Genomic DNA, 25787 nt, shown 5'->3' on the forward strand with positions numbered 1-25787 from the left:
AGAACTCGCGAGGCCACGGCGTCGATATTCATGGCGCTGGCTGTTCAACGCCGAGGGCGAGTCAAATCATTACATAAGGGTCGGCGCGGGTGGGCGAGCGGCGGGTGCGGCGGCGGTCGCGGAACTCGGCCGCCGCCCCGCCTCACCAGTCGACTAGGCGTTGATGACCTCCCGTTGGTCGATGGCCTGGCGTCCCTCGCCACGGCCGATGCTGATCTTGCGCGGCTTGGCTTTCTCGGCCACCGGGATGCGCAGTCGCAGGACGCCTTCGGTGTAGGACGCCTCGATCTTGTCGGTGTCGAGGTTGTCGCCGAGCACCAGCTGTCTGCTGAACACGCCGCGCGGCCGCTCGGTGGCGAGCATCTCCCGGTTGGGATCGAGGGCCGGACGTTCGGCCCGGACGTTCACCACATTGCGCTCGATGTCGATGTCCAGCGAATCGGCGTCGATTCCCGGCAGGTCGAACTCGACGACGAATTCCTCGCCCTCGCGCCAAGCATCCATCGGCATCACCGCGGGGCGGGCGGCCGTGCCCAGTACTTGTTGGGCGAAACGGTCCAGCTCCCGGAAGGGGTCGCTACGCATCAGCATTGCAGCCATCTCACACTCCAATCTGTTGCCATGGTGTTGAACTTATCTATGCCAGCTGGCATAGGTTTTATATAGCACTATCGAAAGTTCAGTGCAAGTGTGGTAAACAGGTTTTCTGCTGCGAGCAAGCGAGGAGGTGCTCGATGACCGATGTCCCGGACCAGACCCGCACGCCGTCGCCCGACCATGGCGTGTACGGCATCTCGGTCGCCGCTGAACTTTCCGGCGTCGCCGTGCAGTCGCTACGGCTCTACGAGCGCCACGGCCTTCTCACGCCTTCGCGCAGCGATGGCGGGACCCGGCGGTACAGCGCCGACGACTTGGCACGACTGCGGCGCATCAGCGCGCTGGTCGACGCCGGGGTTAATCTGGCCGGCATCGCGCGCATCCTCAACCTTGAAGACGACAATGCGGAACTATCCGCAGCCAACACAGATCTGCGCTCGAGCAACCGCACCTTGCGCTCCGCGGCCAGAGCCGCGAAATCCAAGAGGAAGAAGTGAACTACGCGACCACACGGATGTGTCGTGCGCTCGGGTCCGCGGGGTCTACCGCCGGCGAGAACCCCCAGCCGTAAACAGTGGGCGGAAAACCAGGCCCCACAACAGAGTTCGCAGTCATCGCTCGACGTTGAAGAACGAGTCGCCGTCCTCGGGCGTGCCGTCGATCTGGCCGCGTTCGCGACCGTGAACGTCCGGGTCGATGCTGTCTAGCTCGTCGTCGCTGAACAACACGACCTCGTCGGAGTCGTGCGCTTCCCCGGATGGCCGGTCGTTCTCGGGATTGTCCGATGTCTCCGCCGCGAGTTTTTCGTCGAGTGACTCGTGATCGTCGGCAGCGATCCACCGGTTGGGCGGGTCTACCACTTCGTCACCGTCGTCGTTGCGCACCTGGTCGGAATCGAGGCTTTCGGACTGGTCCAGCATGTTTTCGTTGTTGCTATCCACCATGGCCGATTGCCCGACTGCGCAGGGGATTAAACGGGGTGGCTGCCGATCCCGGCGATCAGGACTTGCCTTCGTGACCGGGTATTTCCGATTTGCCACCGTCGCGAAGGTTTGGGGAAAATCTCAACGGGTGAAACAGAACTAGGCGCGGCCTATGGTGCCCCAAGCGCCACGGTCGCGGGTCGCGGTCAGTACGTTGATCGCCCTCCCCGGGGTACGGGGAAGGCCCGGCTCCCTTGAGGGGGTTATGACATGCCGGACGATAACAACACGATCGTCTCGCAATTGGCAGAGCTCGTTGCCGGCATCGCTCGCCAGAGCACGGACACCGATGCCGGGCTCCAGGAGCTCGTCGACAGCGGCGCGGAGCATGTCACCGGTTGCCAATACGCGGGAATTACCCTCGCCGACGCGGGCCAAGGGGTCACCAACGTGATTGCCACGCATCAGTACGCGGCGGATCTCGACGCCGCGCAGGAGCGCTACCGGGAAGGGCCGTTTCTCGCGGCCACGTGGGAGCACCACGTTATGCACGTCGCGGACCTCAGCGCTGACGAACGATGGCCGCGTTTTCAGCAATTTGCCCTGGAGCACACCCCGATCCGCTCCGTATTGTCCTACGAGCTGTTCGTCGACGGCGGCACGATCGCGGCGCTGAATCTATACGCCGAGCAGCCACACACATTCACCCAGGAGTCAATTGAACTCGGCGGCATCTTCGCCACCCACGTCGCACTGGCGTGGTCGATGATGCGGCGCACGGACCAATTTCGCAGCGCCCTCGCATCACGGGACATCATCGGTCAGGCCAAAGGCGTGGTCATGGAGCGGTTCAGCATCGATGCCGTCGAGGCGTTCGAACTCCTTACTCGGCTATCGCAGGAATCCAACAGGAAGCTGATCGATCTCGCCGAGGCACTGATCGAAAGCGAACATCCACTCAAGCGCCGGCACCGGCAGCATTAGTGCTCGATGGGGAAGGGCACCGGCCGGCGCTCGGCGATAAGCTGTTCGCCGAGGTCATAGTCGTCATCGGCGTTATAGGTCAGCACCCCGACCACCGAGTCGCCATGCGCGTACCAGACGGTGAATCCGTCGGGATGCTCGCGTAACTGGCTGTGCTCGTAGCCGTCACCCCAGGCATGATATTTCAGGGTCGCATCGCCCACGGAAGTCCAAAACCCTGGTACACCAACCCATTTGGTGGGCCATGCCGCTGCGCAGGCCCCCGCGATCGCGCCTTGGTCGCTCGCGTCCTGCCAGTGTTCGATGGCCAGGTGGCGTCCCGCGACCTCGTGGCGCGCCAATGCGACATCCCCCGCGGCGTAGACATCGCGAGCCGTTGTGCGCATATCGGAGTCGACGACGATGCGGGAGTCGCGAATCTGCAATCCCGCCTCGGCGGCGATGCGGCTCTGCGGCACGACGCCCGTCGCCGCCAGCACGAGATCGCAGTCGATGGTGACGCCATCGTCCAGCCGAACGCCGGTGTCGGTGATTTCTTCGACAGCGACTCCGCCGACATGGCGGGCCCCGGCATCCGTCACCAGATCACGCAGGCGTTCGGCGGCCTGCGTTCCCAGCCGTTTTTGTTGCGGAAGTTGTTCGGGGGCAACCAAAGTCACTGACACCCCACGCAGTGCCAAGGAAGCTGCCGCCTCACAACCGATGAAGCCGGAGCCGATCACCACGGCAGAGGCGGCGGCCTCCGCGGCGTGGCGCAGCGCGGTCGCGTCCGCCAGTGAGCGCAACAGCAGCGCCCGCTGACCGCCGGGGACCGGTGGGGCCTGTGGCGCCGCGCCGCACGCCAAGATCAAGCTGTCGAACGTGTGCGGTTGCTCGCCGACGTGCAGCGTGCGCTGGGCGAGGTCCAGGCGATCGACTCGCGCCGCGGTGGTGAGTTCGATGTTCCGCTCGTCGAACCACCGCGCGTCGTGCAGTGCGACTTCGTCGGTCTGACCGCGCAGGTACTCCTTGCTCAGCGGTGGGCGCGCGTAGGGCAGGTCGGCGTCGGCGGAAAAGATGCGCACCGGTACGTCGGCGTTGTGTTCGCGGAAGGACTGCGCCGCCGCCACTCCTGCGGGCCCGCTGCCTACGACGATCAATCCCGACTCGGCCACTACGGCGTGATACCCGCGCACGAGAAGCTAAACCGGTGCGTTTGTTTTGACGACCTCGACACGGGTAGCCCGCCGTATATGAAAGCCGTAACCTGGCAGGGCAAACGCGACGTGCGTGTCGAGTCGGTGCCCGACCCGAAGATCGAACAGCCCACCGATGCCATCATCGAGGTGACCTCGACCAACATCTGCGGGTCGGATCTGCACCTGTACGAAATCCTCGGGGCATTCATGAACCCGGGTGACATTCTCGGCCACGAGCCGATGGGGATCGTCCGCGAAACCGGTTCGGAAACCGGCGACCTGCAGGTGGGTGATCGGGTGGTGATCCCATTCCAGATCTCCTGTGGCAGCTGTCACATGTGCCACCACGAACTCTTCACCCAGTGCGAAACCACCCAGGTGCGCGAACAGGGCATGGGCGCAGCGCTTTTCGGCTACTCGGAACTCTACGGCTCAGTACCCGGCGGGCAGGCCGAGCTGCTGCGCGTTCCGCAGGCGCAGTTCACCCACATCAAAGTCCCTGTCGGACCGCCGGATTCGCGGTTCGTGTATCTCTCGGATGTGTTGCCGACCGCGTGGCAGGCGGTGGAATACGCCAACGTTCCGGACGGTGGCACAGTCGCCGTGCTGGGGCTGGGGCCGATCGGTGACATGGCCGCCCGCATCGCCGATCATCTCGGATACCGCGTCGTCGCGGTGGATTTGGTGGCCGAACGCCTGGCCCGCGCCGCAAAGCGGGGGATTCGCACCATCGACCTCGGCCACCTGGACGCTTCGTTGGGTGACGCGATCCGCGACCTGACCGACGGCCGTGGAGCCGATTCGGTGATCGAGGCGGTGGGCATGGAGGCGCACGGTTCGCCGGCGGCCAAGTTCGCCCAACAGGCGACCACGGTGCTGCCGGATGTGATCGCCAAGCGCTTCATGCAGACCGCCGGTGTGGACCGGCTCAGTGCGCTGTATTCGGCCATCGACATCGTCCGCCGCGGCGGGACGATCTCGCTGATCGGCGTCTATGGCGGAATGGCCGATCCTCTTCCGATGCTCACGCTCTTCGACAAGCAGGTGACGCTGCGCATGGGGCAGGCCAACGTGAAGAGATGGGTCGACGACATCATGCCGCTACTGACCGACGCCGACCCGCTCGGCGTCGACGAGTTCGCCACTCACGTGCTGCCGCTCGACGAGGCGCCGCACGCCTACGAGATCTTCCAGAAGAAGCAGGATGGAGCCGTCAAGGTGATCCTGAAGCCCGGGCAGACCGCTAAGGCTTCCTGAAAGGTCTCCTGAAAGCGCTGTCCGCCAAGGCATTTCACCTGCGGGTTTGGCTGGTGCCGCAGTCGGGTATCAAGTGGCGCATGACCAACGCAGACGCGCCTTTTCCGACGCCGACCGGTGAACTGTGGCCGGGCAAGGCTTACCCCTTGGGCGCCACCTACGACGGCGCGGGGACCAACTTCACGTTGTTCAGCGAGGTGGCCGAACGGGTGGAGTTGTGCCTGTTCGACGCCGACGGCACCGAGACGCGGATCACTCTGCCCGAGGTCGACTACTTCGTCTGGCACGGTTACATCCCGAGCATCGAGCCCGGACAGCGCTACGGCTACCGCGTGCACGGCCCGTACGAACCGGAGGAGGGGTTACGGTGCAACCCCAACAAGCTGCTGCTCGATCCCTATGCGAAGGCCATCGACGGCACCTTCGACTGGAACCAGTCGCTGTTCAGCTACAACTTCGGCGACCCGGACAGCCGCAACGACGACGACTCGGCGGCCAGCATGCCCAAGTCGGTGGTGATCAACCCCTACTTCGACTGGGGCACCGACCGCCCGCCAGGACACGAATACGCCGACTCGGTGATTTACGAGGCCCACGTCAAGGGTCTGACCCAGACGCATCCGGGCATCCCCGAGCAGATGCGCGGCACCTACACCGCGGTGGCCCACCCGGTAATCATCGATCACCTCAAGAGCATGGGCGTCACCGCGATCGAGCTGATGCCGGTGCACCACTTCGCCAACGACTCCACCCTGGTCGAGCGGAATCTGTCGAATTACTGGGGCTACAACACGATTGGGTTCTTTGCCCCCGACTTCAAGTACTCCAGCGGCACCTCACCGGGGGGACAGGTGCAGGAGTTCAAGGCAATGGTGCGCGCACTGCACGAGGCGGGCATCGAGGTGATCCTCGACGTCGTCTACAACCACACAGCCGAGGGCAATCACATGGGACCCACGCTGTCGATGCGCGGTATCGACAACCCGGCGTACTACCGGCTGGTCGATGACGACAAGCAGTACTACATGGACTACACGGGAACGGGAAACAGCCTCAACGTCGGGCATCCGCATGCGCTGCAGCTGATCATGGACTCGCTGCGGTATTGGGTGACCGAAATGCATGTCGACGGCTTCCGCTTCGACCTGGCCTCGACGCTGGCCCGGGAGTTCTACGACGTCGACCGGCTGGCGGCCTTCTTCGAACTCGTGCAACAGGATCCGATCGTCAGCCAGGTCAAGCTCATCGCCGAACCGTGGGACGTCGGGCCGGGCGGCTACCAGGTGGGTGGCTTCCCGCCGCAGTGGACGGAGTGGAACGGCAAGTACCGCGACACCGTCCGCGACTTCTGGCGCGGCGAGCCCGCCACGCTCGACGAGTTCGCCTATCGACTGTCGGGGTCGGCCGATCTCTACGAACACACCGGGCGCCGGCCGGTGGCGTCGATCAACTTCGTCATCGCCCACGACGGGTTCACGCTGCGCGATCTGGTGTCCTACAACGAGAAGCACAACGAGGCCAACGGCGAGGACAACAACGACGGCGAAAGCCACAACCGCTCCTGGAATTGCGGCGCCGAAGGGCCCACCGACGACGCCGAGATCAACGCACTGCGCGCCCGCCAACAGCGCAACTTCCTGACCACGCTGCTGCTGTCGCAGGGCGTTCCGATGATCTGCCACGGCGACGAGCTCGGACGCACGCAGAACGGCAACAACAACGGCTACTGCCAGGACAGCGAGCTCACCTGGATCGACTGGTCGCAGGCCGACACCGACCTGCTGGAATTCACCCGCAAGGTCTCGGGTCTGCGTGCGGACCACCCGGTGTTCCGGCGGCGACGCTTCTTTTCCGGCAAGCCCGTCGGCCGGCGCGGGCAGGATGGACTGCCCGACATCTCCTGGTTCGCACCGGACGGCTCGGAGATGACCGACGAGGACTGGGGAGCGGGCTTTTCCAAGTCTGTCGCCGTGTTCCTCAACGGGCACGGCATCCCCGACCGCGACGCACGCGGACAGCGGGTGCTCGACGACTCGTTCCTACTGTGTTTCAACGCCCACTACGAGCCCATCGAATTCACGCTGCCGCCAAAGGAATTCGGCGCTTCCTGGCAGCTGGTGGTGTTCACCGGACCGGAGGAGGAAACGCCCGCCGACGAGGTGCCCGGCGGCGGGACGCTCGTCGTCGATGCGCACAGCGCCGTCGTGCTGCAGGCCGTCTCCAGTGGCTGACGAGCCTCGCGTCGCGGTCTGACCGTAGATCGGCTCCCTTTCGCCCGGCGATTGGTTACTTTGTGCCCAGTGACATCGGCTGCATGTCCGCGCACAATGTCGACACCAGCAAATTTGGGTGGCGTCGACTCAGGACTTGCGATCCGGCGCTGTTCGGGAAGCAACGGGGCAGCCGATGGAGCCGATGGAGGCGGAGAGCCCCGACGCGTGGCTGAATGACGTGGCCTGGTGTCGACGGATCGCGTTGGTGGTGGTGTTTGCCATCGCCGCGTTGGTCTGGGTGGGCTGGACGACTGGCAGCGACCGGTTGACCCGGATCTATCCGACCTGGCCGCAGATGATGCCGTGGACGGCGGTGTGGCTGGTGTCGCTGGGTGCGGCGATCTTGGCGCAGTCGGGTGCCCCATCGCGGAAGCGGGTGTGGGCCGGGCGTGGCTTGGCCCTGCTGGTGGCTGCCCTTGCCGGCATCACCCTCGTGCAGTACGCGACCGGTGTGCTGCCCGGCCTGGACCGGGTGTGGTTCGCCGACGCGCTACGAACCTCGCAATGGACCAAGCCAGGGCGGCCCAGCCCGCAGACGGCGGTGTCCGCCCTGCTGCTGTCCGGCGCCGTCGTCCTGATCCGTTTCGATCGGCGAACCCGCGTGGCCTGGCCCGCGTGCACCGCGGCCGGTGCGGCGATCCCGTTCGTCACGGTCGGGGCCTACCTGTTCGACGCTTTGGCGCTGGTGGGCTCCTCGCCTTCGACCGGCCAGGCGTTTATGACGGCGCTGGCACTCTTGCTGCTCGCCGCCGCGGCGTTGCTGGCGCGTCCCGACCGGGTTCCGGTCGCCTGGTTGCTTGGCCGGTCCGACCGGTCGTCGCTACTCCGGCTGGCCGCGATCCTCGCCGGTTTTCCGGTTGTCGTGGCGTTGTCGCGGCCGGCGCTCCTGGGGTTGGGGATCGGCGAGCACACGGAGTGGACCTTCTCGATCTTGTTGGGCACCGTCATTGTCGGGGCGGTGACGTTCTTCTTCACCCAGCGTGAGCACGAACTGCTGATAGCAAAGGAGATCCTCAGCAAGCAACGCGCCGACGCTGAGATGCGTTATCAGATCCTCGCGGCCAACGCCGTCGACGTCATCGTCCACTTCCGCGGCGGCGAGGTCGCGTGGATCTCGCCATCCGTGGAAGCCGTGCTGGGCGGACCGCTGCAGCACTGGACCGGTTCAAACTTCAGGCGTTTGATCCACGTGGACGACCGCGCCGCGCTGGCAGCCGCCCTACAAAGGATCGGTAACGGCGAATCGGTCATCCAACGGTTTCGGGTCCGCTCCGCCGACGGCACCTATCACTGGGTGGACGGCCACGCAAAGCCGTATGTCGACGCCGACGGGAACGCCGATGGGCTGATCGCGGCGCTGCGCACCGTCGACGATCAGGTCGAGACGGAGCAACGTCTTGAACGCCTGGCCAGGTTCGACACCCTCACGGGCTTGGTCAACCGGGCCGAAGCCCTCGGTCGACTCAAGTCCGCGGTGGATCAGCCGCGACCACCCGGAACGTACGTCGGGGTCCTGTTCTGCGACGTCGACCGCTTCAAGGAAATCAATGACACGTGGGGTCACGGCATCGGCGACCAGGTCCTGGCAACGCTGGCATCCCGAATCAGCGGAAGCGTCCGCAGCGGGGACACAGTTGGGCGGACGGGGGGTGACGAGATGCTTGTCATCCTGCCCGACATCCACGGCAGTGACGAGCTTGCCGGAATCGCCGAAAAGATCCGTTTCCGCGTCGCCCAACCGATTCGCGTATCTGCCACCACCATTCACGCGACCATGAGCATCGGAGCCACCATCGCCGTCCCGGGTGAGCCCGTTGCCTCCATCACTGCCCGCGCGGACGCGGCCATGTATCGGGCGAAGTCCGGCCGCGCCAACGCCGTGATTTGCAATTAGGCGATCTCGGTCAACATGCGCCGCGCGCGAGCGCTTGTGTCGATCCGACGACATCGGCCGCCTTTGTGTGCACAATGACTATGCTGCACAAGCCTGGGCGTCATTGTGGACAAGCGGCCAGACGCCGGCTGGGTGGAGGGTGCCGATGCACGTATCCGGTACCGACACGCGTCTGGAAACCGCGCTGCCGCGGTTTGCCCGGGGGATCCTGGTATTCGTCATCGCCGTAGCCACCGTTGCGTGGGTGGGCTGGACTACTGGTGTCGAACTGTTGACTCGGCTCTATCCGACGTGGCCGGTGATGACGCCCTGGACCGCGTTGTGCCTCGCCGCGTTGGGGGTCTCGGCATTGCTGCAATCTGGGCAACCGTCGCGCGCGCGGGTGTGGACGGGACGCTGCCTGGCTGTCGCGGTGGTCATTTTCGGCCTCGTCGTGCTTGCGGAGTTCGCGACCGGCAGGTCGTTCGGCTTGGACCAGGCGTTGTTCGGCGATGCTGTGCGGCTGCGGCAATCGTCCTGGCCAGGGCGTCCGAGCCCGCAAACGGCCGTGTCCCTGCTGTTCGTCGCCGCCACGGTTGCGCTGGTCCGCCTGGATCGGGGCGTCCGCCTGCTCTGGCCTGTGTGCATGGCCGCGGGTGCCGCCATACCGCTGGTCACTGTCGCGGCCTATCTGTTCGACGCGCTGGCTCTCGTGGGTGTGTCGACGTCAACCGGTCAAGCGATGGCGACCGCCTCGACCCTGCTTCTCGTGGTCGTTGCGGCATCACTGGCGCGGCCCGACCGGCCGCCGCTCGCCTTGCTGGTCGGCCGGCCCGACTGGCGCTCATTGGTCCGATTGGTGGGCGTCCTGGCCGCTTTCCCGCTCGTCGTCGCGCTATCCAGGGCGGCCTTCGTGGCGGTCGGCCTGCGCGGGGAGCACACGGAGTGGACCCTGTCGATCGTGACGGGGACGGTCGTCGTAGGTGCGGTCACGTTTTACCTGAGCCAGCGTGAGCAGAAAGAACTTATTCAAAAAGAGTTGGTCGGCAAGCTGCGCACGGACGCCGAAAACCGCTACCGGATCCTGGCCGACAACGCCGTGGACATCATCGTTCACCTGCGGGGCCGCGAGGTCGCGTGGGTCTCGCCGTCCGTGGTGGCCGCGCTGGGTGGCCCGCCGCAGCGATGGCTGGGCGCCGGTTTCAGCGGCCGCATCCACGACGACGACGTCGATACCGTCCTGACCGCGCTGCGGCGGATCGCCGACGGCGAATCCGTCGTCCAGCGATTCCGGATCCTTTCCGTCGACTCCGGCTACCGCTGGGTCGACGGCCATGCCAAACCGTACGTCGACGCCGACGGCAACACCGATGGGGCGATCGCGGCGCTGCGCCTCGCCGATGACCAGGTGGAAGCGGAGCGGCGACTTGAGCGGCTGGCCCACTTCGACACCCTCACCGGGCTGGCGAACCGGGCCGAGATCATGGCACGCCTCGAGGCGGCGCTCGCGCAACCGCTGCCGACCGGAACGTTCGTCGGCGTCCTGTTCTGCGACGTCGACCACTTCAAGGACATCAACGACACCTGGGGACACGGCGTCGGCGATATTTTCCTTGCCACCCTGGCGGCGCGGATCGGCGAAAGCGTCCGCCGGCAGGACTCGGTCGGGCGAACCGGCGGCGACGAGATACTCATCGTGGCTCCCGACATCCACGGCATCGACGAGCTCGCCGAGATCGCCGAGAAGATTCGCCGCAATACCGCCGAACCGATCGACGTTGCCGGAAACGCGATTCGAGCGACGCTGAGCATTGGTTCGACGATCGCCCTTCCCGGCGAGCCGGTTTCCTCGGTCATGGGCCGCGCGGACGCGGCGATGTACCAGGAGAAGCCGGGCGACACGCATGCCGTCGCCCGATTTTCCGTGGAACGGTCCTTGCGCCGGGCGCGCCGGGCGTCATCGTAAGTCAATTCTCAAGGCGCGCATGGCTTTTTGCGGCTGGCGTGCGCCGATGGTCCGCCCATCGTCGCCTGCCCCATTCCTGATGGATACGCTGTGCTGCAGCGTGCTCGTTACAGGAGAGGGCAAATATGTCACGGACAGTGGTGGTTGGTGCATCGAGTGGCCTCGGGCGCTGTATCGGAATCGGGCTGGCCCAGCGCGGTGATCGGGTCGCGCTGTTGGCCCGCCGAAAAGAGCGCATCGAGTCGGCGGCCAAGGAAGCCGGACCGGCCGCGGTCGCCGTCGAGTGCGACAGCACCGATGAGGCGTCGTGCCGGTCGGCCATCGGCGAGGTCGCCGAGGCGTTCGGCGGCATTGACAACATCGTCTACACCCCCGCCATTAGTCCGCTGGTCCGCATGGTCGACACCGACGCCGAGACGTGGCGCCGGATCTTCGACACCAACGTGGTCGGGGCGTCGCTGGTGACCGCGGCGGCGATGACCCACCTGACCGCATCGGCGGGCAAGGTGGTCTACCTCTCCTCGGACGCGGGCCCGTACGGTCCGCCGTGGCCTGGGCTCGGCGCCTACGGCGTCAGCAAGGCCGCCCTGGAACGACTCGTCGAGGCGTGGCGATCCGAACACCCCGACGTCGGCTTCACCAACCTGATCGTGGGGGAGTGCGCCGGCGGCGAGGGTGAAGCGGCGACCGGGATGAACGCCGGCTGGGACATGGACCTGACCATGCAGGCCTATCCGCTCTGGGTTTCGCGCGGCTGCATGCCGGGCAAGTTGATGCCCGTCGAGGACCTGATCGACGTGGTCCACACGATCCTTCGCACCAATTCCTCGACGTCGATGCCGCTGGTCGTGGCCCGTGGCGCACCGTCGAGCCCCGCCGCGTTCGCCGAGGCCAATCCGTCCTAGCTCAGCGACCGGTGAGTTTTTCGCGCACCAGATCGGTGATGAAACGAACCGGCGACACCGGCCGGAACGCGAGGGCCGCCTCGGTCAGCGCGTCGCGAGACGCGATGGGCAGCTCGATATCGGCCGCCGCCACGTTGAACTCGAGTTGCTCGACGCTTGATGCGCCGGGAATGGCGACCACGCCGGGATAGCTGATCAGCCAGGCCAGCGCGACCTGGGCCGGCTTGGCGTCGACTTCCTTCGCGACATCGCGCAACAACTGCAGCAATGGCTCGAGGCGCCGCAGGTTTTCGGTACCGAACAATGCGTTGATCGCACGGACGCCGCCGGGACGATTGTCGACGTTGTACTTGCCGCCCAGCAGCCCCTGCTCCAGCGGGCTGTAGGCGATCACGACGCGGTTCTCTCGTTCGGCGAACGGCACCAGCTTCTTAAGCGCCTTGGGGAAGGCGAGCGAGAAGTGGACTTGATTGCTGACGACCGGACGGCCCAGCGCGGCATCGGCTTTAAGCCAGCGCTCCAGCGAATAGTTCGAGACGCCGGCCGCGCCGATGTCACCGCTGTCGATGAGGTCACGCATGCCCGGCATGATCACCGAGTCGGGGACCACCGGGTTGGACTGATGGATCTGGTAAAGCGGGATACGGTCCAGTTGCAGCCGCCGCGCGCTGGCGCGCTCGCGCTGCTTGATCACCGCGGGGAAGGGTGCGACCGGCATGATCTTGCTGGCCACCGCAACCTCGGCACGCTCGTCGCCGAGTGCCTCGCCGAGGATCCGCTCGCTCTTGCCCAGCCCGTAGACCTCGGCGGTATCGAACAGCGTCACGCCCATCGCGCGGGCACGCTGCACGATGTCGTGGGCGGCGCCGGCGGCGTACTCATCCCCGTAACCCCATTCGCGTGAGCCGAACTGCCAGGTGCCCAACCCGATCCGGCTGACCTGCCCCACTCCGTCGACATCGAGATATTTCATGTGCTCACCGTACTGGGCGGGGTGGTCACACGTCGTGGTCAGTCGGGGATCTTGTTGAGGATGTAGTTGACGATGCTCACGGCCGTTTGGCGAGGCCCGCTGGCATCGGTCGTGCCGAGGCTGACGACGTACAGGTCGACCACGACGTTGGCTTTGGCCGCCGCGGCCCGAACAAATCGCACCTTCAGGCCCTTGGGTGCCAGATCCATCGTGGTGATGCCGTTGCCGGCATCGGCGGGCGGGCTGAGCGACAACGTGTACGTTGGCCCGCCGCGGGCGGTCAGTGTCACGGGTGCCCCGCCGCAGTCGCGCCAGCCGTCGACCAGCTTCGTGACTTGCGTTTGCGCGGTCGGCGAATCGCGAAACGCCATGACCGCCTGGATCACCTGGATCGACTTCAACAGGGTTTGCGTATCGGAGAATGCCTCCGCGCGATACCGCAGCATGGTCTTGAGGTCGTAGGCCTCCGGGGCGCCAGGCATGACGCTTCCCCAGCACTGCGGCCGATCGATCGTCGCGTCCGTATCGCTCTTGCTTGGCCGATCCCAAGTTTGGCCGGCCTCCAGGTTCTGGTCGTTGGTAAGGCTTTTCAGGGCATCCAGCTTCGGCAGCATCCTGATGACGTCATCCGGCGCCACCTTGGGTGACGGCGGTGGCTCGGTGGTAGTGCTGGGGGTGGCCGTGATAGCCGGCGCCGCGGTCGGTTGGGGGCGCGAGACGGACAGCGTGGACAACGTGGCCCACCCGAGCAGCGCGACGACGGTCAGCGTGATGAACGCGTACGACAGGGACAACCCAACAAGTGCCCGGTCGCGTCCGAGCTCGCCGGTGCGCCGGATCTGCGCGAGGCCGAGATGTCCGAGAAGTGCTCCGACGGGGGCAAACACGAACGCGAACACCAGCGACAACGTCGCGAAGGTGTTGACGGGCGGGGGCGGGGCCGGCGGCAAGAAGACCGGCGGCCCGACCGGCGGCGGCGCGTACGGGACACGGCCCAGCGGGTCGTAGGTAAGGGACTCCGGGCTAACGGGGCTAAAGGGATTGTGTCCGAACGGATCCTGAGGGTTCGTCGCGGCCTCCTTAGTCTGGGATCCTGCCCAGACTGTAGTACCGGGACCTAGGCCATCGGTAGTTCTGCCGTCAGCTGCGGCGCCACACCAGCTCGGCCTTAACGATCAGGCCGTCGTCGACAACGGAGAATGGGCCGGCATAGCTCATATATCCAGCCGCCGCCGCGGCGAACTCGTCGTCGAGGGCGTTGTGCGGATCGTCGCGATCGAAGGGCGTTCGATCGGCGCGCATCAGTCTCACCATGTGTCGACAACCTGGCCCGACCGGGCAGCACGTTTGGTGGCTGTGTCGCTGGGTAGCCGACTGGGAGCGCGCAACAGCCCGCGCGTGACAACCGGACTAATTCGGGAGGACATCACCATGGCTGACAGTGCCATCGTGTCGCCCACTGACGTGGTCGACTTTCTTTCCAGTCAGCACGAGCAGATCAAGTCGCTCTTCGCCAAAACGCTTGCAGCGAAGGGTGAAACACGTGAGCAGAATTTCGTCGATCTGCGGCGCTTGCTCGCCGTGCACGAAACCGTCGAGGAAGAAATCGTTCATCCTCGCGCCAAGCGAAAGATCGCCAACGGCGCCGCGGTGGTGGGGCAGCGGCTGGAGGAAGAGCACGATGCCAAGATCGTCCTGCAGCAGCTGGAGAAGCTCGACGTCGACAGCGAGGAATTCACCCGGCTGCTGACGGAGCTTCGTGACGCGGTCCTCGACCACGCCGAACACGAAGAGAGGGACGAGTTCGCCCGGCTGGGGGAGGAATTGAGCACCCACGAGCTTGAAACCATGGGCCGCGCCGCCAAGCTTGCGGAAGCGATAGCGCCGACTCGGCCGCACGCCGGAGTCGAGTCACAAATTGCCAATCTGGTCGCCGGCCCGTTCGCGGCGATGCTGGATCGGGCTCGCGACGCCATTATGGGCAAGGGCTGACCGTTCGGCCTGTTTTTCTCGTCGCTGGACACGATCATGACCACAGCAACGGCGAGTGCCCGGTGATACCTGCCCAAGCAGCGTTCACTTCGCTTGTTGGCAGCCGCGGCCGAAAGATGCGAGGGGTATGCACTTTTCGCACGACGGATCCATTCAGGAGCCCATCCGCACCGAGGTCGTCGCATCCCGGCCGTGGCTGCTCGCGTTCGGCCCGGCCGTCGTGGCGACCGTGCATCCGTCGGCTGTTCTCCGGGACTGCAGTGATCACCATGACGTCGCCTACCGGGCGCGTTCGTTGACGACTGCGTTGCGCGCGGGAAGCCGGTATGACCGCCGCAAGCTGACGCGGCGCTCGTCGTTGGGTGGATCGGGGTGGTGAAAGTCAATTGTTCTTGTGCGGTAAGAACTCCTGGAACTTGGTTTTCAGGCCCTCCTTGACGAACCCGATGCGGTCCTCGTCGCCGGCCAGCACTGCGGCGGCGGTCGCCTTGAACTGTTCCCACGTGGCGTGTGGCGGGATCGGCGGCATGTCCGGGTCGGTGTACACGTCGAGCACGGTGGGGCGGTCGGCCGACAGGGCCTGACGCCAGGCGTTCGCGAGTTCTTCGGGATCCTTGATCGCCAACGCGTTGAGTCCGAGCCCGGACGCGAAGGCCGCAAAGTCGACATCGGGAAGTACTTGGGATTCCGCGAATTTCGGAGCTCCGCCCATCGCACGCATTTCCCAGGTGACCTGGTTGAGGTCGTTGTTGTGCAGGACCGCCACGATCAGACGCGGGTCCTCCCACTCCTGCCAGTACCGCTTGATCGTGATCAGCTCGGCCATGCCGTTCATCTGCATTGCGCCGTCGCCGGCGAATGCGATCACAGGCCGTTGCGGGTGCGCGAATTTCGCGCCGATCGCATAGGGGACGCCGGGACCCATCGTCGCCAGGTTCCCGGAAAGTGACCCGCGAATATTTCCGCGGAACTTCAGATTTCGTGCGTACCAGTTGGCGGCCGAACCGGAATCCGCGGTCACGATCGCGTCGTCGGGCAGCTGCGGGGAAAGCTCGGCGAATAGCCTTAGCGGGTTGATCGGGTGGGCGCTGACGTGCGCCTCCTTGTCCATGGTTTCCCACCATCGCGACACGTTCTTTTCGATGCCTTCGCGCCAGGACCGGTCTTCCTTGCGCTTCAGCCGGGGAATCAGGGCCTGCAGTGCGGACTTTGCGTCGGCGACCACATTGACCTCATAGGGATAGCGCATTCCGATTAACCGGCCGTCGACGTCGATCTGGACCGCCCGGCATTGCCCGAACTCCGGCATGAACTGGGTGTAGGGAAAGCTGGACCCCACGGTCAGCAGGGTGTCGCAGTCGCGCATCAACTCGTAGCTGGGCCGTGTCCCGAGCAGGCCGATAGATCCTGTAACCCAGGGCAATTCGTCGGATAGTACGTCCTTGCCCAGGAGTGCCTTGGCCGCGCCGGCGCCGAGCAGCTCGGCGACCTCGGTGAGCTCAGCGCGGGCACCCCGCGCGCCGGTACCCACCAACATGGCAACTTTCGTGCCCGCGTTGAGTATCTCGGCCGCACGCGCGACCGCGGCGTCGTCGGCACAGATGGTCGGCCACTCGACACCAAGGCTGGACGGCACCATTTTGAAGGCGTGGGTAGGCGCCGAATACGGCAGCTCTTGGACATCGGCCGGGATGATCAGTGCGGTCGGGGTGCGCTGAGCTATCGCCACCCGGATGGCGCGGTCCAGCACATTAGGCAATTGTTCTGGGACGGTGACCATTTGGACGTAGTCACTGGCGACGTCTTTGAACAGGCTCAGCAGATCGACCTCTTGCTGGTATGACCCGCCCATGGCGCTTCGGTTGGTTTGTCCGACGATCGCCACCACCGGAACGTGGTCGAGCTTGGCGTCGTAGAGACCATTGAGCAAGTGGATCGCGCCGGGCCCCGAGGTGCCTATGCAGACCCCGACCCGTCCGGTGAACTTGGCGTAGCCGACCGCCTCGAAGGCACTCATCTCCTCGTGACGCGACTGAACGAACTTGGGTTCGTTGTCGGCGCGCCCCCACGCGGCAAGGATTCCGTTGATGCCGTCGCCGGGATAGCCGAAAACATGTTGGACACCCCAGGCGCGCAGTCGCTCCAGCAGGTAGTCACTCACCTCTTGCTTGGACATTCGTTTCCTTCCTAGAGGCAACAGTTCGATACCATCACTGCACCCGCCGCAGCCAACTCCGGCCGTCACCGTGAGCGCGGCGGCGTGGCACGCCGCCGAGAAACGCCCTGGTGTGACAAGCCCGCAGCCGACGGCTTCGACGCCTCACCCGGTCGCAAATGCCGTGGGCGCCGAAGTCGTGAGCGTCGTGGTACCCGCAATGGTTCCGGTTATGCGTAGTTGCAACCTGTGACTGTCGCAAAATCGGTCAGGCGAGGACTCTGGATTCCAGTGACCGGGCGGGAGTCTGACCGAGAGCCGCGCCGTAGCAGCCGTTGACCAGGCGAGACTGCGTGGGATTGCGGGTACCCGTTTTAGGCGGCCGCATCGAGGGAAGCCCTTATATGCGAACGAATTGATCGACGTGGCAGGCGATTTGTCTACGCCGGTCGCAGCTCAGAGTCGACCAATCCGGTTCGCGGTCAGACGATCGCAAGGTCAACAACCAGAGGGAGATCGAGCATGGGTGAGCAGAACAGCGGCGCGGAAGAGGGCATCAAGGGAGCCGTCGAGGGCATAAAGGGGAAGGCCAAAGAGGTCGGCGGATCGCTGATCGGCCGTGACGACGTCGTGGAAGAGGGCAAGGCCCAGCAGGACAAGGCCGATGCACAGCGCGACGCCGCGAAGAAGGAAGCCGAAGCCGAGGCTGCGCGTGGTGGTGCGAAAGCAGCCGAAGAGCGCCAGAAATCGCATCAGTAACTTTCGAGGTGTGCATGGGGCCGGCCCGCTGTTGTGCCGGCCCCTTCTGCTGCCGCAAGGTTTCAAACCCAGACGACAGTTATTCCTGCAGGGACCGCGGACATCCCACCCGCGGTGGGACAGTGAGGTTGCAGATCGTGGACCCCGTTGGCCGCGTATCGCGCATTGTCGCGTTTTTGCGAGTCGGCTACCCCCGCCGCGCGGAGGTATGTGGCTACCGCTGCGGGTCCACCCCGTCGCCCACGGTGCGGCCGTGCTGGATGATGAACGTCGCCACGCGCATAGGGCTTTTGGCTTTCGATTTCCCGCTAGTAGGCTCCGGGGACCTTTTCGCGCGCAGCCACCGAGCGGCCGTCGCCGGTGTCGAAGACCTCGATGATGACGTCGCGGTCCTGGTAACGGCCCAGCGATGTCAGGCCTGGGGTGCGCGCAATGATGTCGTGGGCCGCGTCACCGGTGAGCGGATAGTCGGCCACGGGGTGGCGCCAGTGTGCGGCAACAACATTCGCGCCGGCTTGTAGCCGAGTGCATCCCCGGGCCAACACCGCGGCGAGGGTCTGCGCCTCGAGGTAGTACGCGATTTCGCTGAGCACGAGCAGATCGAAGGGGCCGGACGGCCACGAAACATCGATCGAAGACTGGCTCAGCGTCACCCGATCCCGGCAGCCGGCTTGCCGCAGCCGCATGTCGGCGCTACGCACCGCCGCGTCGACCACATCCACTGCGGTCACGCGATCACAACGCTGCGCCAGCTGCGCGGTCAGGGTGCCGATCGAACAGCCGGGCTCGAACGCATGCCGATAGTGGCGATTGGGCAGCATGGCCAACGTGATTTGGTATTTGCGCTGCTCGTACCATCGCGTCGACAACTGCCATGGGTCGTCGCCGTCGGCATACATCTGGTCGAAATAGGCGTCGGGTAATCGTGCGCTCAGCGGAACGTCACCTCTCCCACTGCCATCAGCCGCGGCAGTACGTAGGTCGGCAGCACCGGCGGTGAGTCGGCGCTCGACTCGAATTGGCTGCGAAAGCATTGCGCGGCAAGGCGTTTGCGCAGAACTGCCCAATCTGCCGCGGGTAATGAATGGGCGCGATCCCAGGGCACCGCAGGATCGCGGGGAGTGGCCCAATGCCACATCCAAATGGGGTACTCCAACAGCACGGCGTCGGTGCGTGCGCAGGCCGTGGCGGCGGCGCGTCCGGCCGCCTCGTGATCGGGATGTCCGTCACCTCTCCAGGTGGCGGCGCACCAGGGTCGCACGTCGGAACGGTCGAGGATCTCGGCGAGCACATCGGTGAGCTTGTCCTCGTAGTCGGTCAGCTGCCCGTCCGGCAAGCCCAACGACACCGGGCTGGGAGCTCTCAAAATGCCTGTTGCTCTGCGCAATTCGTGCTGGCGCGTGGCCGCCATACGGGTCCGGTCCAGTGGCGTCGCCCCGGGCTGGGCCGCACCGCCGTCACTGACGCACACGACCAGGACGTCGACACCCGATGCGGCCAGCTGGGCGATCGTGGCCCCCAGGCCGAGTGTCTCGTCGTCGGGGTGGGGTGCGACGACGACGAGGCCCGGGCAGTCGGTGAGATCCAGCGGCGGCAGGGGATCGTCGTTGAGGGCGGCCAGCCATACCGGCGCCGGTGTCCCGCTGTGGGTTAGCGGCTTGGCCGCAAACCTGGCACAGTTGCTAGTCGATAGCGTTTCCACGTCGCCCTCAGCGCCGCTGGCCCGCAAGCCCCCCGAGCGCGGCCAGATCCCGCTCGGCATGGCTCTGCCGGATGTAGATACTCAAGTCGGCCACCCGCTGGGCATGGCGGCCGTCCTGGCACAGGGGACCGGGTCCCAACGCGCGGCCGGTGCGGGTGATCGCCTCGTCGGCGGCGTGTTCGACGACCGCCCGTACCCGGCGCGCAAGCAGCTCGGCGGTGCCCGACCGGTCAAACGGGTCGGCATCAACCTGAGCTGCCGCGGTGCTCAGCATCGCCTCGCCGGCTGCGACCGCGGCGTCGACCGCGCCCAGGTGCGCCAGTGAATATGCGTCCGCGGATTCGCTTGCAGCGCAGCGATATAACGGCTCGGCAACCCTGCGCGCACCGCCGAGCCAGCACGCGGCCACGCCGATGGCGCCGTGCCAAAATCCGGGCCGGCTGAGATAGTCACCGGGATCGCCGATTGCGACGGCTTGAGCATTGGTGAACTGCACTGGCCGGGTGTCGCTTCCGGCCATCCCGGCGTTCCACCACGTGGACGGCAACGCCTTGACTGCGGGGTCGACGACCGCGACCGCAAAGAGACCACGCTGGCCATCGTCCAGCCGGGCGGTCACCAAGGCATGGGTGCAGAATCCGGCCCCCGAGCACCACACCTTGGTGCCGTTGAGGGTGAACGCCCCCTTGATGTCGGTGGCCGTCACCACCGCATCGGGCGATTCGGCCGCCCATACCCCCCACAACTGACCGAGTTCTGGTGGCTTGCCGCCTAATTCGTCGAGGATGGCGACGGCATCGACGTGGGCCTCGACAATTCTGGCCGCCACGACGTCTTCTTCGGCCAGTAGGGCCAGACGTTGCCAGCGTTCCAACGTACGTCCCGACGCGGGCAGCGGTAGTTCGAGCCGTCCGGTCTCCAGCCAGTGCTTGATCAAACCCGCCGTCACCCGTGATCACCCGCCGCCGTTTTCCCCAATTGTCTTAAGTCGTAGGCGAATCCGCGCGGCGCTCGAGCCCGGGTTCGCGCCGAGGTGACGACCGACAAATCGGCATCGCGATGAATGCGATAGCCGGCAGCCTCGAATCGCTCGACCAGGTCGACGTCCTCCCCAAAGGACAGCGCGCGAAAGCCGCCGACCCGCCAGTACGCGCGGGCACTGAAACCCATGTTGGCGCCGTGAACATGGTCGTGCTGGCCGTTCTGATCAGTCTCGTAGGCTTGCGCATGCCGCCGCGCGACGTCGGGCGAATGCTGGCGCCAGTCGGTGACACGCACGACGCCCAGAACCATGTCCGCGCCGAGTTCGAGCTGATGGATCAGCCACCCCGGGTCGACTCGGCTATCCGCGTCGGTGGTGGCGTACCAGCACTCGTCGTCGTCGCCAGACAGCGAGCGGCCATAGCCGAAACCAGCCGCCCGCGCGGCGCCCACGTTGTGGGCGTCGACGCTCACAAAGTGCACATCGGGCCCGTACTCGCCGGCCAGCTTCGCACTGTCGTCGTTGCTGGCGTCCAGAACCACGACTGTCGAGACCGGAACCGGTACGCACAACGCACTGGTCAGCACCGCACGCAGACACGCCGGGAGGCGCGCCCTTTCGTTGTGAGCGGGGACCACCACGACGACCCGGTCGTAGACGCGCAGCGATGGCACGGACATACCCAAACGATTGCCCAATTCACCAGTGTTTAAACAGATGACAAACGGGTGGGCCGGGTATCACCCAGTCACATGGCATCCCCCGAAGCACCAACATCATCGCACGACGGCTCGGCGCAACTGCGCGAGGCATTGCGTGGTGCCGCATCCGCATTCAAGGAGAACGGGTCCGCGCTTCGCGTTGGCAGGAAGCTATGCCTTATGGGCTTACGGCGCACCCGGACCCAGTCATGACGTTGATCTGGTGGTCGCCGAATGCGATGTGGCGCCGACCGGCCCGGGCTTATCGGCTGAACGCCGTTGGCTACGTCAGTGGTTGCGCAACTTAGCGACCAATTTGTCCTTGGTCAGACCCGAATAACCAGACATACCAAGCTCTTTGGCGCGTTTCTTCAGCTCTGGCACCGTCCAGTCGGTGTATGAGCCGGATTTGCCGCCCTTGCGACCGATCGCTGATTTACCCCGGGCCGCGGCGGCGTTGGAGATCCGCGCCGCCTTTTCCTCTGAGTTGCCCTGCTTTCGCAGGTCGCGGTACATCTTCTCGTTCTTGATCGACGGGTTCGGCACGATGGTCACCCTCCTGTCTCGATGGGACGCCGTTTGCGAGAATTCCCAGCCAGACCGGGGTGAAAACCGGGCCCGCGAAATTCGATCGATTGACCGGTGCGAGAAGCGTCAATCGGAGCATCGCCTGCGCGGTTACCCACCCCGGGGAGGGGTAGTCCAAAGTGATGACTCAGGCCAGCCCGTCCGTGGGCGTGGACGTGGAACGTCGGCAGGATGCCGCGGTCCTGACGGTGACCGGCCTGCTAAACAGCGCGACCTACCGCACGCTTCGTAACGCCGTCATCGATGCTGCGCTGGATCAACCCCGCGCGGTGCTCGTTGATGTCAACGGTCTGTCGGTGCCCTCGGCATCCGCCTGGTCGGTATTTACCAGCGCTCGCTGGCATGTCATGACATGGCCGGACGTGCCGATCCTGCTGGTGTGTCAGCAGACTGCGTATCGGCGATCCATCGCCGCCAACGGTATTGCCCGATACGTCCCGATGTATTGGGACCGCGAGTCGGCGCTGGGTGCCGCCACCGAGCGGGCGTCAGATGATCGACGCCGCGTGCGAACCCGGCTTCCGGCAAGGACGGTCAGTCTCGCCCTCTCCCGCGCCCTGATCGGGCAATGGCTTGCCGATTCGGCTCAGAGCCGTCTGATTGCCGTCGCGGGCACGATCGCCACGATCCTGGTCGGAAACGTGCTCAAACACACCGGCAGTGCGCCGGTACTAATCGTCGAAACCCAGGACGACACGGTGGTCGTGGCGGTCGAGGATGACAGCCACGTGCCCGCGTGTCGACTCGAGAATGAAAGTGGCGGCGAAACCCTGTCGGGCCTGTCCATCGTTTCCGCACTTTGCCGGGCGTGGGGCAGCACACCGCAGTCGTCCGGGAAGACAGTCTGGGCACTGATCGGTCGCGAAAACCAGCTCTAGCATCGGCTCGTCGGCGATGTAACGTCGGTCAGGCCGTCTGGCGAGGGAGGGTGCATGTGATGTGTTGCTGCCCTTGGCTACTCGCCGAATAAGCAGGCGGTGCGCTGCACGCCGCTCTTGGCCGGATAGTCGAATTCGACCGCACCCAGCGCCAACACGCGACCCGTGAGGCGGTTCGACCGCGATGCAAACGACCCGCCACGGCATTGTGGCGGGTCGTTGTGCGCGGAATCAGCCGGCCATGAACTCGTGGTAGGCCGATTCCAAGTTCCCTGGCAGGGCCGACACGTTGCACTGCCGCTCGGTGTCTCCGATCGGCGCCAGGATGCCGCGCAGGTCGTAATACTCCTGCGGGTGAGCGGTGAAGTAGCCGCGCAGGCTGGAGGCGGCCTCCGCCCGTGGCTGTCCGTAGGCGGCGCTCACAACTTGGTTTGCACCCGGGTGCGCGGCGAGATACTGCTCGGCCGCGCCCTGTACCGAGGAAACGGTGGCGTTGATGCCCGCGGGGCTGCAGTCGGGTGCGGCGGTAGCTGACGGCGCGGCGACCAGGCTCAGCGCCATTCCCCCGAGCAGGCAGCCGGCGCTGATGCCGGCGACTCGTCGGCGCGCGGCGATACTGCTGAAATTCATGATCAGTGTTGTCCTTCGAATCGGTCCGAATTGATTCGCGGGGACTCCCGACTCCCCAAAATCCAAGGTAGCTGAGGCTGGCGCGGGCAACGTGTGGATCCTGGGCGTAGCTAACGGCGGGATTGACGACAGTTCTCGACCTGGTCACGCCCTGGCAGTTGGTATCAGCACGTCGTGACCAAATCGTGATCAACTCAAGCGGGTACCAGCAAAATCACCTTATGATTTCTCTAAGGCGTCGATCGGGGTGTCGTGCATCACCGCAAAGATATCGGCCGTTGCCAGCTTTGCGCGATGCCGCACCGGCACGGCCGGCGGTTAGCATGGCGTACGGTCCGTGCCGTAACTGCCAGGCGGGAGTTCTGATGGTCGAGATTCACGTGGAGCGAACGATCGCCGCCCCCCTCGAGCAGGTCTTCGACTGGCTGGCCGATCCCGCCAATTTGGCCGCCGCACCGTTGGCTCTCAAGGGATATTGGGCCAAAGGCACGTCGGGCCCGGGGCCCGGCGCGCTGCGCGAGGTGATCGGCGTCGGTACCTATTTCCGCGAGGAGCTCACGGCCTATGACCGGCCGCGTAGCTACACCTACTTGATCGTCAAGTCGATCCCACCGTTCCAGCACGACGGCGGCACCCTGACGTTCACGGCCGCGGGCGACGAGACACACGTCGACTGGCTGACCAACTACACCCATCCGGCCGCGGCCGGAGGAAAAGTGCTGGAGGCCCTCAGCCGTCGGCTGCTGCGCGGGAGTTTTGTCGCAATCCTGAACGCCTGCGCGAAGGCGCTCGAGAAGTAACGTCGAATTGCTTCGTAGCGCAAGGCTATTGGGCGTATGTCACTGATGCGGCGCGACCGAGTTGGCCAGCAGTGAGCCGATCACGCCCGCGACGATGATCAGGATGAGCGCGGTGGTTGGCCACACCCACATGGCCCGCTTTCGCGCCGCCGCGACAATGACGCCGCCGACGGCGATGACGGCCGCGACGCCGACGCCGCCCCACGTCACCGCGTAGGCCCAATCGAGTGCTGACGTGTCGCATCGGTTGCCTGCGCACGAATCGGTCGCCATCACGAAAAAGAAGGAAAACGTGATGGCCAGTGCTCCTGCGATCGCCGCGACCACGAACATGCTGATCGTGGCGATGGTGTCGGCCGTCGAACGCTGTTTCTGCTGCGGGGGATGGTTAGCCGTCATGTATGAGCTATGCCCAATCCCCGCCTCAGTAATCGCGCGGCAAAGCCGCCACCATCGTCGCGACCTGTGTGCGGTTGAGCACGGTGATGCTGCCGTCGGGTAGGCCGAGAACCCGGTCGACCGCTACCCCGTGCAGCTTGAATCTAGTGGTCAAAACATCGATGGCGTGCTGCCTGCTGGGCTCATCGGTGGCGTCGACGATCTGGATAACGTTGGAGCTCAGGCGCGCGGCCAGGCCTTGAATCATGTCGGCGACACCCTCGGCGTCGAAGGTGTGAAAAATGCCCTCGGCCACTCCGTCGGCGATCAACCGCGTCAGCAGCGGTTGCGTCAGCTCCTCGCTTACCGCGACGATGCGCCCGTACAAATGCGCGTTTTCGGGCCTTAGCAGCGAGACCATCGCCGCCAACTGCTCGGGTGTGCCGGTCTGCATCTTCACGTCAAAACCGGCCCGCAGCAGCGTGTTGAGCCGCTCCAGCGCATTGCCATCGCATCGCGCGGTCGCCTCTTCGATGACCGCGAGCTGCGCGCGGGCGCTGCGCTCGGCCAGCGTCGTGATGAGCGCGTCCTTCGACGGAAACCAGTGGTAGAAAGCACCTTTGGAGACACCGGCGTAGGCGATCAGATCGTTGAGGCTGACATTCTCGTAGCCGCGTGCAACGAACAGCGCCGCCGCGCGATCCAAGATTTCGGCACGGCGTACATCGGGGTGCTTAACTACCCGCGGCATCCGCACGGTCCTGCCCGGTGGGCTTCGCGATCCAACCCACGTAGGTCAGGTACAGGCCGACCAATGCGATCGCGGCGAAGATTGCGCGTACCACCGGAACGGAGTTTTCCTCCAGCGACTTGCCGGCCGAGTCGTACACGTCGGGAATCGCCAGGATGAGTATCCCGCGGATCGCGAGAAACCACCCCAGTAGCGATACCAAAACCGCTGCGGCACTTCGCCAATATTGATGAAAGGCGATGATGACGCTGCCCCACATCAGCAGCAACGCCCCAAGCTCCCACTGCCACATAGGATCTCGGCTGAATTCGTCCAGCAGCACCGGCATCTGCGACGTGGCGCGAAACGCGACGATCGAGGGCACGATCAGAAAGAACGGTCCGAACGCGCGCGCGAACATCCGGGTACGGAACTGTGCTGCATCTGGCTGGCTCATTGCAACCTCCATTGACAGATGGTGAGACAATAACCGACCAGCGGTCGGTATACCAGACTGTTGGTCGGTGATTATCGTATGGATGCTTGCGCGCCGGCGGGGTATC

28 protein-coding genes and 1 pseudogene are annotated in these 25787 nt (G+C 65.2%); 13 read left to right on the forward strand and 16 right to left on the reverse strand.

Annotated elements, in window-relative coordinates; genetic code table 11:
• Positions 1–153 precede the first annotated feature (153 nt).
• On the reverse strand, positions 154–591 hold the full coding sequence (locus tag MJO58_RS06835) for an Hsp20/alpha crystallin family protein (RefSeq protein WP_090600827.1): 438 nt from the start codon (positions 589–591) through the stop codon (positions 154–156).
• A 143-nt stretch (positions 592–734) separates the two neighbouring features.
• Between MJO58_RS06835 and MJO58_RS06840 the strand changes: the two genes are divergently transcribed.
• On the forward strand, positions 735–1094 hold the full coding sequence (locus tag MJO58_RS06840) for a MerR family transcriptional regulator (protein WP_090600828.1): 360 nt from the start codon (positions 735–737) through the stop codon (positions 1092–1094).
• A gap of 114 nt (positions 1095–1208) precedes the next feature.
• Here the strand turns inward: MJO58_RS06840 and MJO58_RS06845 are convergent, their stop codons facing one another.
• Positions 1209–1541, reverse strand: a complete 333-nt coding sequence (locus MJO58_RS06845; RefSeq protein ID WP_175364367.1) for a hypothetical protein — start codon at positions 1539–1541, stop codon at positions 1209–1211.
• A 249-nt stretch (positions 1542–1790) separates the two neighbouring features.
• Here MJO58_RS06845 and MJO58_RS06850 point away from each other — a divergent pair, with 249 nt between their 5' ends.
• Positions 1791–2504: a GAF and ANTAR domain-containing protein gene (locus MJO58_RS06850; protein WP_239722378.1), complete on the forward strand. Its 714-nt coding sequence runs from the start codon at positions 1791–1793 to the stop codon at positions 2502–2504.
• Here MJO58_RS06850 and MJO58_RS06855 read toward each other — a convergent pair.
• Entirely contained in the window at positions 2501–3658 is a 1158-nt protein-coding gene (locus MJO58_RS06855) for an NAD(P)/FAD-dependent oxidoreductase (protein ID WP_239722379.1), read from the reverse strand. The two genes, MJO58_RS06850 and MJO58_RS06855, sit on opposite strands and share 4 nt — an antisense overlap.
• A 78-nt stretch (positions 3659–3736) precedes the next feature.
• On the opposite strand from MJO58_RS06855, the gene MJO58_RS06860 reads away from it, so the two are divergent.
• The 5 genes from MJO58_RS06860 (at position 3737) to MJO58_RS06880 (ending at position 11956) form a co-directional block, all read left to right on the forward strand.
• The gene (locus MJO58_RS06860; protein ID WP_239722380.1) at positions 3737–4939 is read left to right on the forward strand and encodes a zinc-dependent alcohol dehydrogenase; all 1203 of its coding nucleotides are present in this window, start codon (positions 3737–3739) and stop codon (positions 4937–4939) included.
• 80 nt (positions 4940–5019) lie between these two features.
• Entirely contained in the window at positions 5020–7170 is a 2151-nt protein-coding gene (gene glgX, locus MJO58_RS06865) for a glycogen debranching protein GlgX (RefSeq protein WP_239722381.1), read from the forward strand.
• 175 nt (positions 7171–7345) lie between these two features.
• Positions 7346–9106 carry a diguanylate cyclase domain-containing protein gene (locus tag MJO58_RS06870; RefSeq protein ID WP_239722382.1) on the forward strand — a complete coding sequence of 587 codons (1761 nt, stop codon included), beginning with the start codon at positions 7346–7348 and terminating at the stop codon, positions 9104–9106.
• 145 nt (positions 9107–9251) lie between these two features.
• The gene (locus MJO58_RS06875) at positions 9252–11051 is read left to right on the forward strand and encodes a sensor domain-containing diguanylate cyclase (protein ID WP_239722383.1); all 1800 of its coding nucleotides are present in this window, start codon (positions 9252–9254) and stop codon (positions 11049–11051) included.
• 137 nt (positions 11052–11188) lie between these two features.
• Positions 11189–11956: an SDR family oxidoreductase gene (locus tag MJO58_RS06880; protein ID WP_239723180.1), complete on the forward strand. Its 768-nt coding sequence runs from the start codon at positions 11189–11191 to the stop codon at positions 11954–11956.
• A gap of 1 nt (position 11957) precedes the next feature.
• Here MJO58_RS06880 and MJO58_RS06885 read toward each other — a convergent pair whose 3' ends face one another.
• From MJO58_RS06885 to MJO58_RS06895, 3 genes are all read right to left on the reverse strand, one after another.
• The gene (locus MJO58_RS06885; protein ID WP_239722384.1) at positions 11958–12929 is read right to left on the reverse strand and encodes an aldo/keto reductase; all 972 of its coding nucleotides are present in this window, start codon (positions 12927–12929) and stop codon (positions 11958–11960) included.
• 38 nt (positions 12930–12967) lie between these two features.
• Positions 12968–13837 (reverse strand): sensor domain-containing protein, encoded by an 870-nt coding sequence (locus MJO58_RS06890; protein ID WP_420845323.1) that lies wholly within the window; start codon positions 13835–13837, stop codon positions 12968–12970.
• A 232-nt stretch (positions 13838–14069) separates the two neighbouring features.
• Positions 14070–14231: a lipocalin-like domain-containing protein gene (locus MJO58_RS06895; RefSeq protein ID WP_239722385.1), complete on the reverse strand. Its 162-nt coding sequence runs from the start codon at positions 14229–14231 to the stop codon at positions 14070–14072.
• Between the two features lie 129 nt (positions 14232–14360).
• On the opposite strand from MJO58_RS06895, the gene MJO58_RS06900 reads away from it, so the two are divergent.
• Together MJO58_RS06900 and MJO58_RS06905 are read left to right on the forward strand one after the other, a co-directional pair.
• Positions 14361–14921: a hemerythrin domain-containing protein gene (locus MJO58_RS06900; RefSeq protein ID WP_090608548.1), complete on the forward strand. Its 561-nt coding sequence runs from the start codon at positions 14361–14363 to the stop codon at positions 14919–14921.
• Positions 14922–15048: 127 nt separating this feature from the next.
• A complete protein-coding gene (locus MJO58_RS06905) occupies positions 15049–15300 on the forward strand; it encodes a hypothetical protein (RefSeq protein WP_239722386.1) in 252 nt (83 codons plus the stop codon).
• A gap of 3 nt (positions 15301–15303) precedes the next feature.
• On the opposite strand, the gene MJO58_RS06910 is transcribed toward MJO58_RS06905, so the two are convergent.
• A complete protein-coding gene (locus MJO58_RS06910; protein ID WP_239722387.1) occupies positions 15304–17097 on the reverse strand; it encodes a thiamine pyrophosphate-requiring protein in 1794 nt (597 codons plus the stop codon).
• Between the two features lie 501 nt (positions 17098–17598).
• On the opposite strand from MJO58_RS06910, the gene mbp1 reads away from it, so the two are divergent.
• Positions 17599–17835 carry a microaggregate-binding protein 1 gene (gene mbp1 / locus MJO58_RS06915; protein ID WP_090600839.1) on the forward strand — a complete coding sequence of 79 codons (237 nt, stop codon included), beginning with the start codon at positions 17599–17601 and terminating at the stop codon, positions 17833–17835.
• A gap of 308 nt (positions 17836–18143) precedes the next feature.
• Here the strand turns inward: mbp1 and MJO58_RS06920 are convergent, their stop codons facing one another.
• From MJO58_RS06920 to MJO58_RS06935, 4 genes are read right to left on the reverse strand one after another with little or no spacing between them, the layout of a single operon-like run.
• Complete coding sequence (locus MJO58_RS06920; RefSeq protein ID WP_239722388.1) at positions 18144–18734, reverse strand: SAM-dependent methyltransferase; 591 nt, start codon at positions 18732–18734, stop codon at positions 18144–18146.
• A gap of 32 nt (positions 18735–18766) precedes the next feature.
• The gene (locus MJO58_RS06925) at positions 18767–19537 is read right to left on the reverse strand and encodes a PIG-L deacetylase family protein (RefSeq protein ID WP_239722389.1); all 771 of its coding nucleotides are present in this window, start codon (positions 19535–19537) and stop codon (positions 18767–18769) included.
• A gap of 7 nt (positions 19538–19544) precedes the next feature.
• Positions 19545–20486, reverse strand: coding sequence for an acyl-CoA dehydrogenase family protein (locus MJO58_RS06930; protein WP_090600842.1), 942 nt, complete (start codon positions 20484–20486; stop codon positions 19545–19547).
• On the reverse strand, positions 20483–21199 hold the full coding sequence (locus tag MJO58_RS06935; RefSeq protein WP_239722390.1) for a glycosyltransferase family 2 protein: 717 nt from the start codon (positions 21197–21199) through the stop codon (positions 20483–20485). The genes MJO58_RS06930 and MJO58_RS06935 overlap by 4 nt, the downstream gene beginning before the upstream one ends.
• Positions 21200–21271: 72 nt before the next feature.
• On the opposite strand from MJO58_RS06935, the pseudogene MJO58_RS06940 reads away from it, so the two are divergent.
• Positions 21272–21464: pseudogene (locus MJO58_RS06940) on the forward strand (hypothetical protein); the annotation flags it as partial.
• 44 nt (positions 21465–21508) lie between these two features.
• Here the strand turns inward: MJO58_RS06940 and MJO58_RS06945 are convergent.
• Positions 21509–21766 carry a DUF7218 family protein gene (locus MJO58_RS06945; RefSeq protein ID WP_239723182.1) on the reverse strand — a complete coding sequence of 86 codons (258 nt, stop codon included), beginning with the start codon at positions 21764–21766 and terminating at the stop codon, positions 21509–21511.
• A 164-nt stretch (positions 21767–21930) separates the two neighbouring features.
• On the opposite strand from MJO58_RS06945, the gene MJO58_RS06950 reads away from it, so the two are divergent.
• Positions 21931–22686, forward strand: coding sequence for an STAS domain-containing protein (locus MJO58_RS06950; RefSeq protein ID WP_239722391.1), 756 nt, complete (start codon positions 21931–21933; stop codon positions 22684–22686).
• Positions 22687–22917: 231 nt separating this feature from the next.
• Here the strand turns inward: MJO58_RS06950 and MJO58_RS06955 are convergent, their stop codons facing one another.
• Positions 22918–23316 carry a heme-binding protein gene (locus MJO58_RS06955; protein ID WP_090600845.1) on the reverse strand — a complete coding sequence of 133 codons (399 nt, stop codon included), beginning with the start codon at positions 23314–23316 and terminating at the stop codon, positions 22918–22920.
• A 365-nt stretch (positions 23317–23681) separates the two neighbouring features.
• Between MJO58_RS06955 and MJO58_RS06960 the strand changes: the two genes are divergently transcribed.
• On the forward strand, positions 23682–24116 hold the full coding sequence (locus MJO58_RS06960; protein WP_090608552.1) for an SRPBCC family protein: 435 nt from the start codon (positions 23682–23684) through the stop codon (positions 24114–24116).
• Between the two features lie 39 nt (positions 24117–24155).
• On the opposite strand, the gene MJO58_RS06965 is transcribed toward MJO58_RS06960, so the two are convergent.
• From MJO58_RS06965 to MJO58_RS06975, 3 genes are read right to left on the reverse strand one after another with little or no spacing between them, the layout of a single operon-like run.
• Entirely contained in the window at positions 24156–24515 is a 360-nt protein-coding gene (locus MJO58_RS06965; protein WP_090600846.1) for a hypothetical protein, read from the reverse strand.
• A gap of 25 nt (positions 24516–24540) precedes the next feature.
• Positions 24541–25245: a TetR/AcrR family transcriptional regulator gene (locus MJO58_RS06970; protein ID WP_239722392.1), complete on the reverse strand. Its 705-nt coding sequence runs from the start codon at positions 25243–25245 to the stop codon at positions 24541–24543.
• The gene (locus MJO58_RS06975) at positions 25229–25693 is read right to left on the reverse strand and encodes a hypothetical protein (RefSeq protein ID WP_420845324.1); all 465 of its coding nucleotides are present in this window, start codon (positions 25691–25693) and stop codon (positions 25229–25231) included. The genes MJO58_RS06970 and MJO58_RS06975 overlap by 17 nt, the downstream gene beginning before the upstream one ends.
• Between the last annotated feature and the right edge of the window lie 94 nt (positions 25694–25787).

Origin of the sequence: Mycobacterium lentiflavum (genome assembly GCF_022374895.2) — a bacterium.
GTDB classification, from domain to species: Bacteria; Actinomycetota; Actinomycetes; order Mycobacteriales; family Mycobacteriaceae; genus Mycobacterium; species Mycobacterium lentiflavum.

Bases quoted from the DNA above. Each gene is read 5' to 3' on its own strand.
- MJO58_RS06905 (WP_239722386.1), top strand. From the start codon at position 15,049: ATGCACTTTTCGCACGACGGATCCATTCAGGAGCCCATCCGCACCGAG.
- MJO58_RS06910 (WP_239722387.1), bottom strand. From the start codon at position 17,097: ATGTCCAAGCAAGAGGTGAGTGACTACCTGCTGGAGCGACTGCGCGCC.
- MJO58_RS06970 (WP_239722392.1), bottom strand. From the start codon at position 25,245: ATGCCGCGGGTAGTTAAGCACCCCGATGTACGCCGTGCCGAAATCTTG.
- MJO58_RS06850 (WP_239722378.1), top strand. From the start codon at position 1,791: ATGCCGGACGATAACAACACGATCGTCTCGCAATTGGCAGAGCTCGTT.
- MJO58_RS06840 (WP_090600828.1), top strand. From the start codon at position 735: ATGACCGATGTCCCGGACCAGACCCGCACGCCGTCGCCCGACCATGGC.
- MJO58_RS06960 (WP_090608552.1), top strand. From the start codon at position 23,682: ATGGTCGAGATTCACGTGGAGCGAACGATCGCCGCCCCCCTCGAGCAG.
- MJO58_RS06870 (WP_239722382.1), top strand. From the start codon at position 7,346: ATGGAGCCGATGGAGGCGGAGAGCCCCGACGCGTGGCTGAATGACGTG.
- MJO58_RS06835 (WP_090600827.1), bottom strand. From the start codon at position 591: ATGCTGATGCGTAGCGACCCCTTCCGGGAGCTGGACCGTTTCGCCCAA.
- MJO58_RS06875 (WP_239722383.1), top strand. From the start codon at position 9,252: ATGCACGTATCCGGTACCGACACGCGTCTGGAAACCGCGCTGCCGCGG.
- MJO58_RS06975 (WP_420845324.1), bottom strand. From the start codon at position 25,693: ATGGAGGTTGCAATGAGCCAGCCAGATGCAGCACAGTTCCGTACCCGG.
- MJO58_RS06950 (WP_239722391.1), top strand. From the start codon at position 21,931: ATGACTCAGGCCAGCCCGTCCGTGGGCGTGGACGTGGAACGTCGGCAG.
- MJO58_RS06955 (WP_090600845.1), bottom strand. From the start codon at position 23,316: ATGAATTTCAGCAGTATCGCCGCGCGCCGACGAGTCGCCGGCATCAGC.
- MJO58_RS06895 (WP_239722385.1), bottom strand. From the start codon at position 14,231: ATGCGCGCCGATCGAACGCCCTTCGATCGCGACGATCCGCACAACGCC.
- MJO58_RS06900 (WP_090608548.1), top strand. From the start codon at position 14,361: ATGGCTGACAGTGCCATCGTGTCGCCCACTGACGTGGTCGACTTTCTT.
- MJO58_RS06860 (WP_239722380.1), top strand. From the start codon at position 3,737: ATGAAAGCCGTAACCTGGCAGGGCAAACGCGACGTGCGTGTCGAGTCG.
- MJO58_RS06920 (WP_239722388.1), bottom strand. From the start codon at position 18,734: ATGTATGCCGACGGCGACGACCCATGGCAGTTGTCGACGCGATGGTAC.
- MJO58_RS06935 (WP_239722390.1), bottom strand. From the start codon at position 21,199: ATGTCCGTGCCATCGCTGCGCGTCTACGACCGGGTCGTCGTGGTGGTC.
- MJO58_RS06845 (WP_175364367.1), bottom strand. From the start codon at position 1,541: ATGGTGGATAGCAACAACGAAAACATGCTGGACCAGTCCGAAAGCCTC.
- mbp1 (WP_090600839.1), top strand. From the start codon at position 17,599: ATGGGTGAGCAGAACAGCGGCGCGGAAGAGGGCATCAAGGGAGCCGTC.
- MJO58_RS06885 (WP_239722384.1), bottom strand. From the start codon at position 12,929: ATGAAATATCTCGATGTCGACGGAGTGGGGCAGGTCAGCCGGATCGGG.
- glgX (WP_239722381.1), top strand. From the start codon at position 5,020: ATGACCAACGCAGACGCGCCTTTTCCGACGCCGACCGGTGAACTGTGG.
- MJO58_RS06965 (WP_090600846.1), bottom strand. From the start codon at position 24,515: ATGACGGCTAACCATCCCCCGCAGCAGAAACAGCGTTCGACGGCCGAC.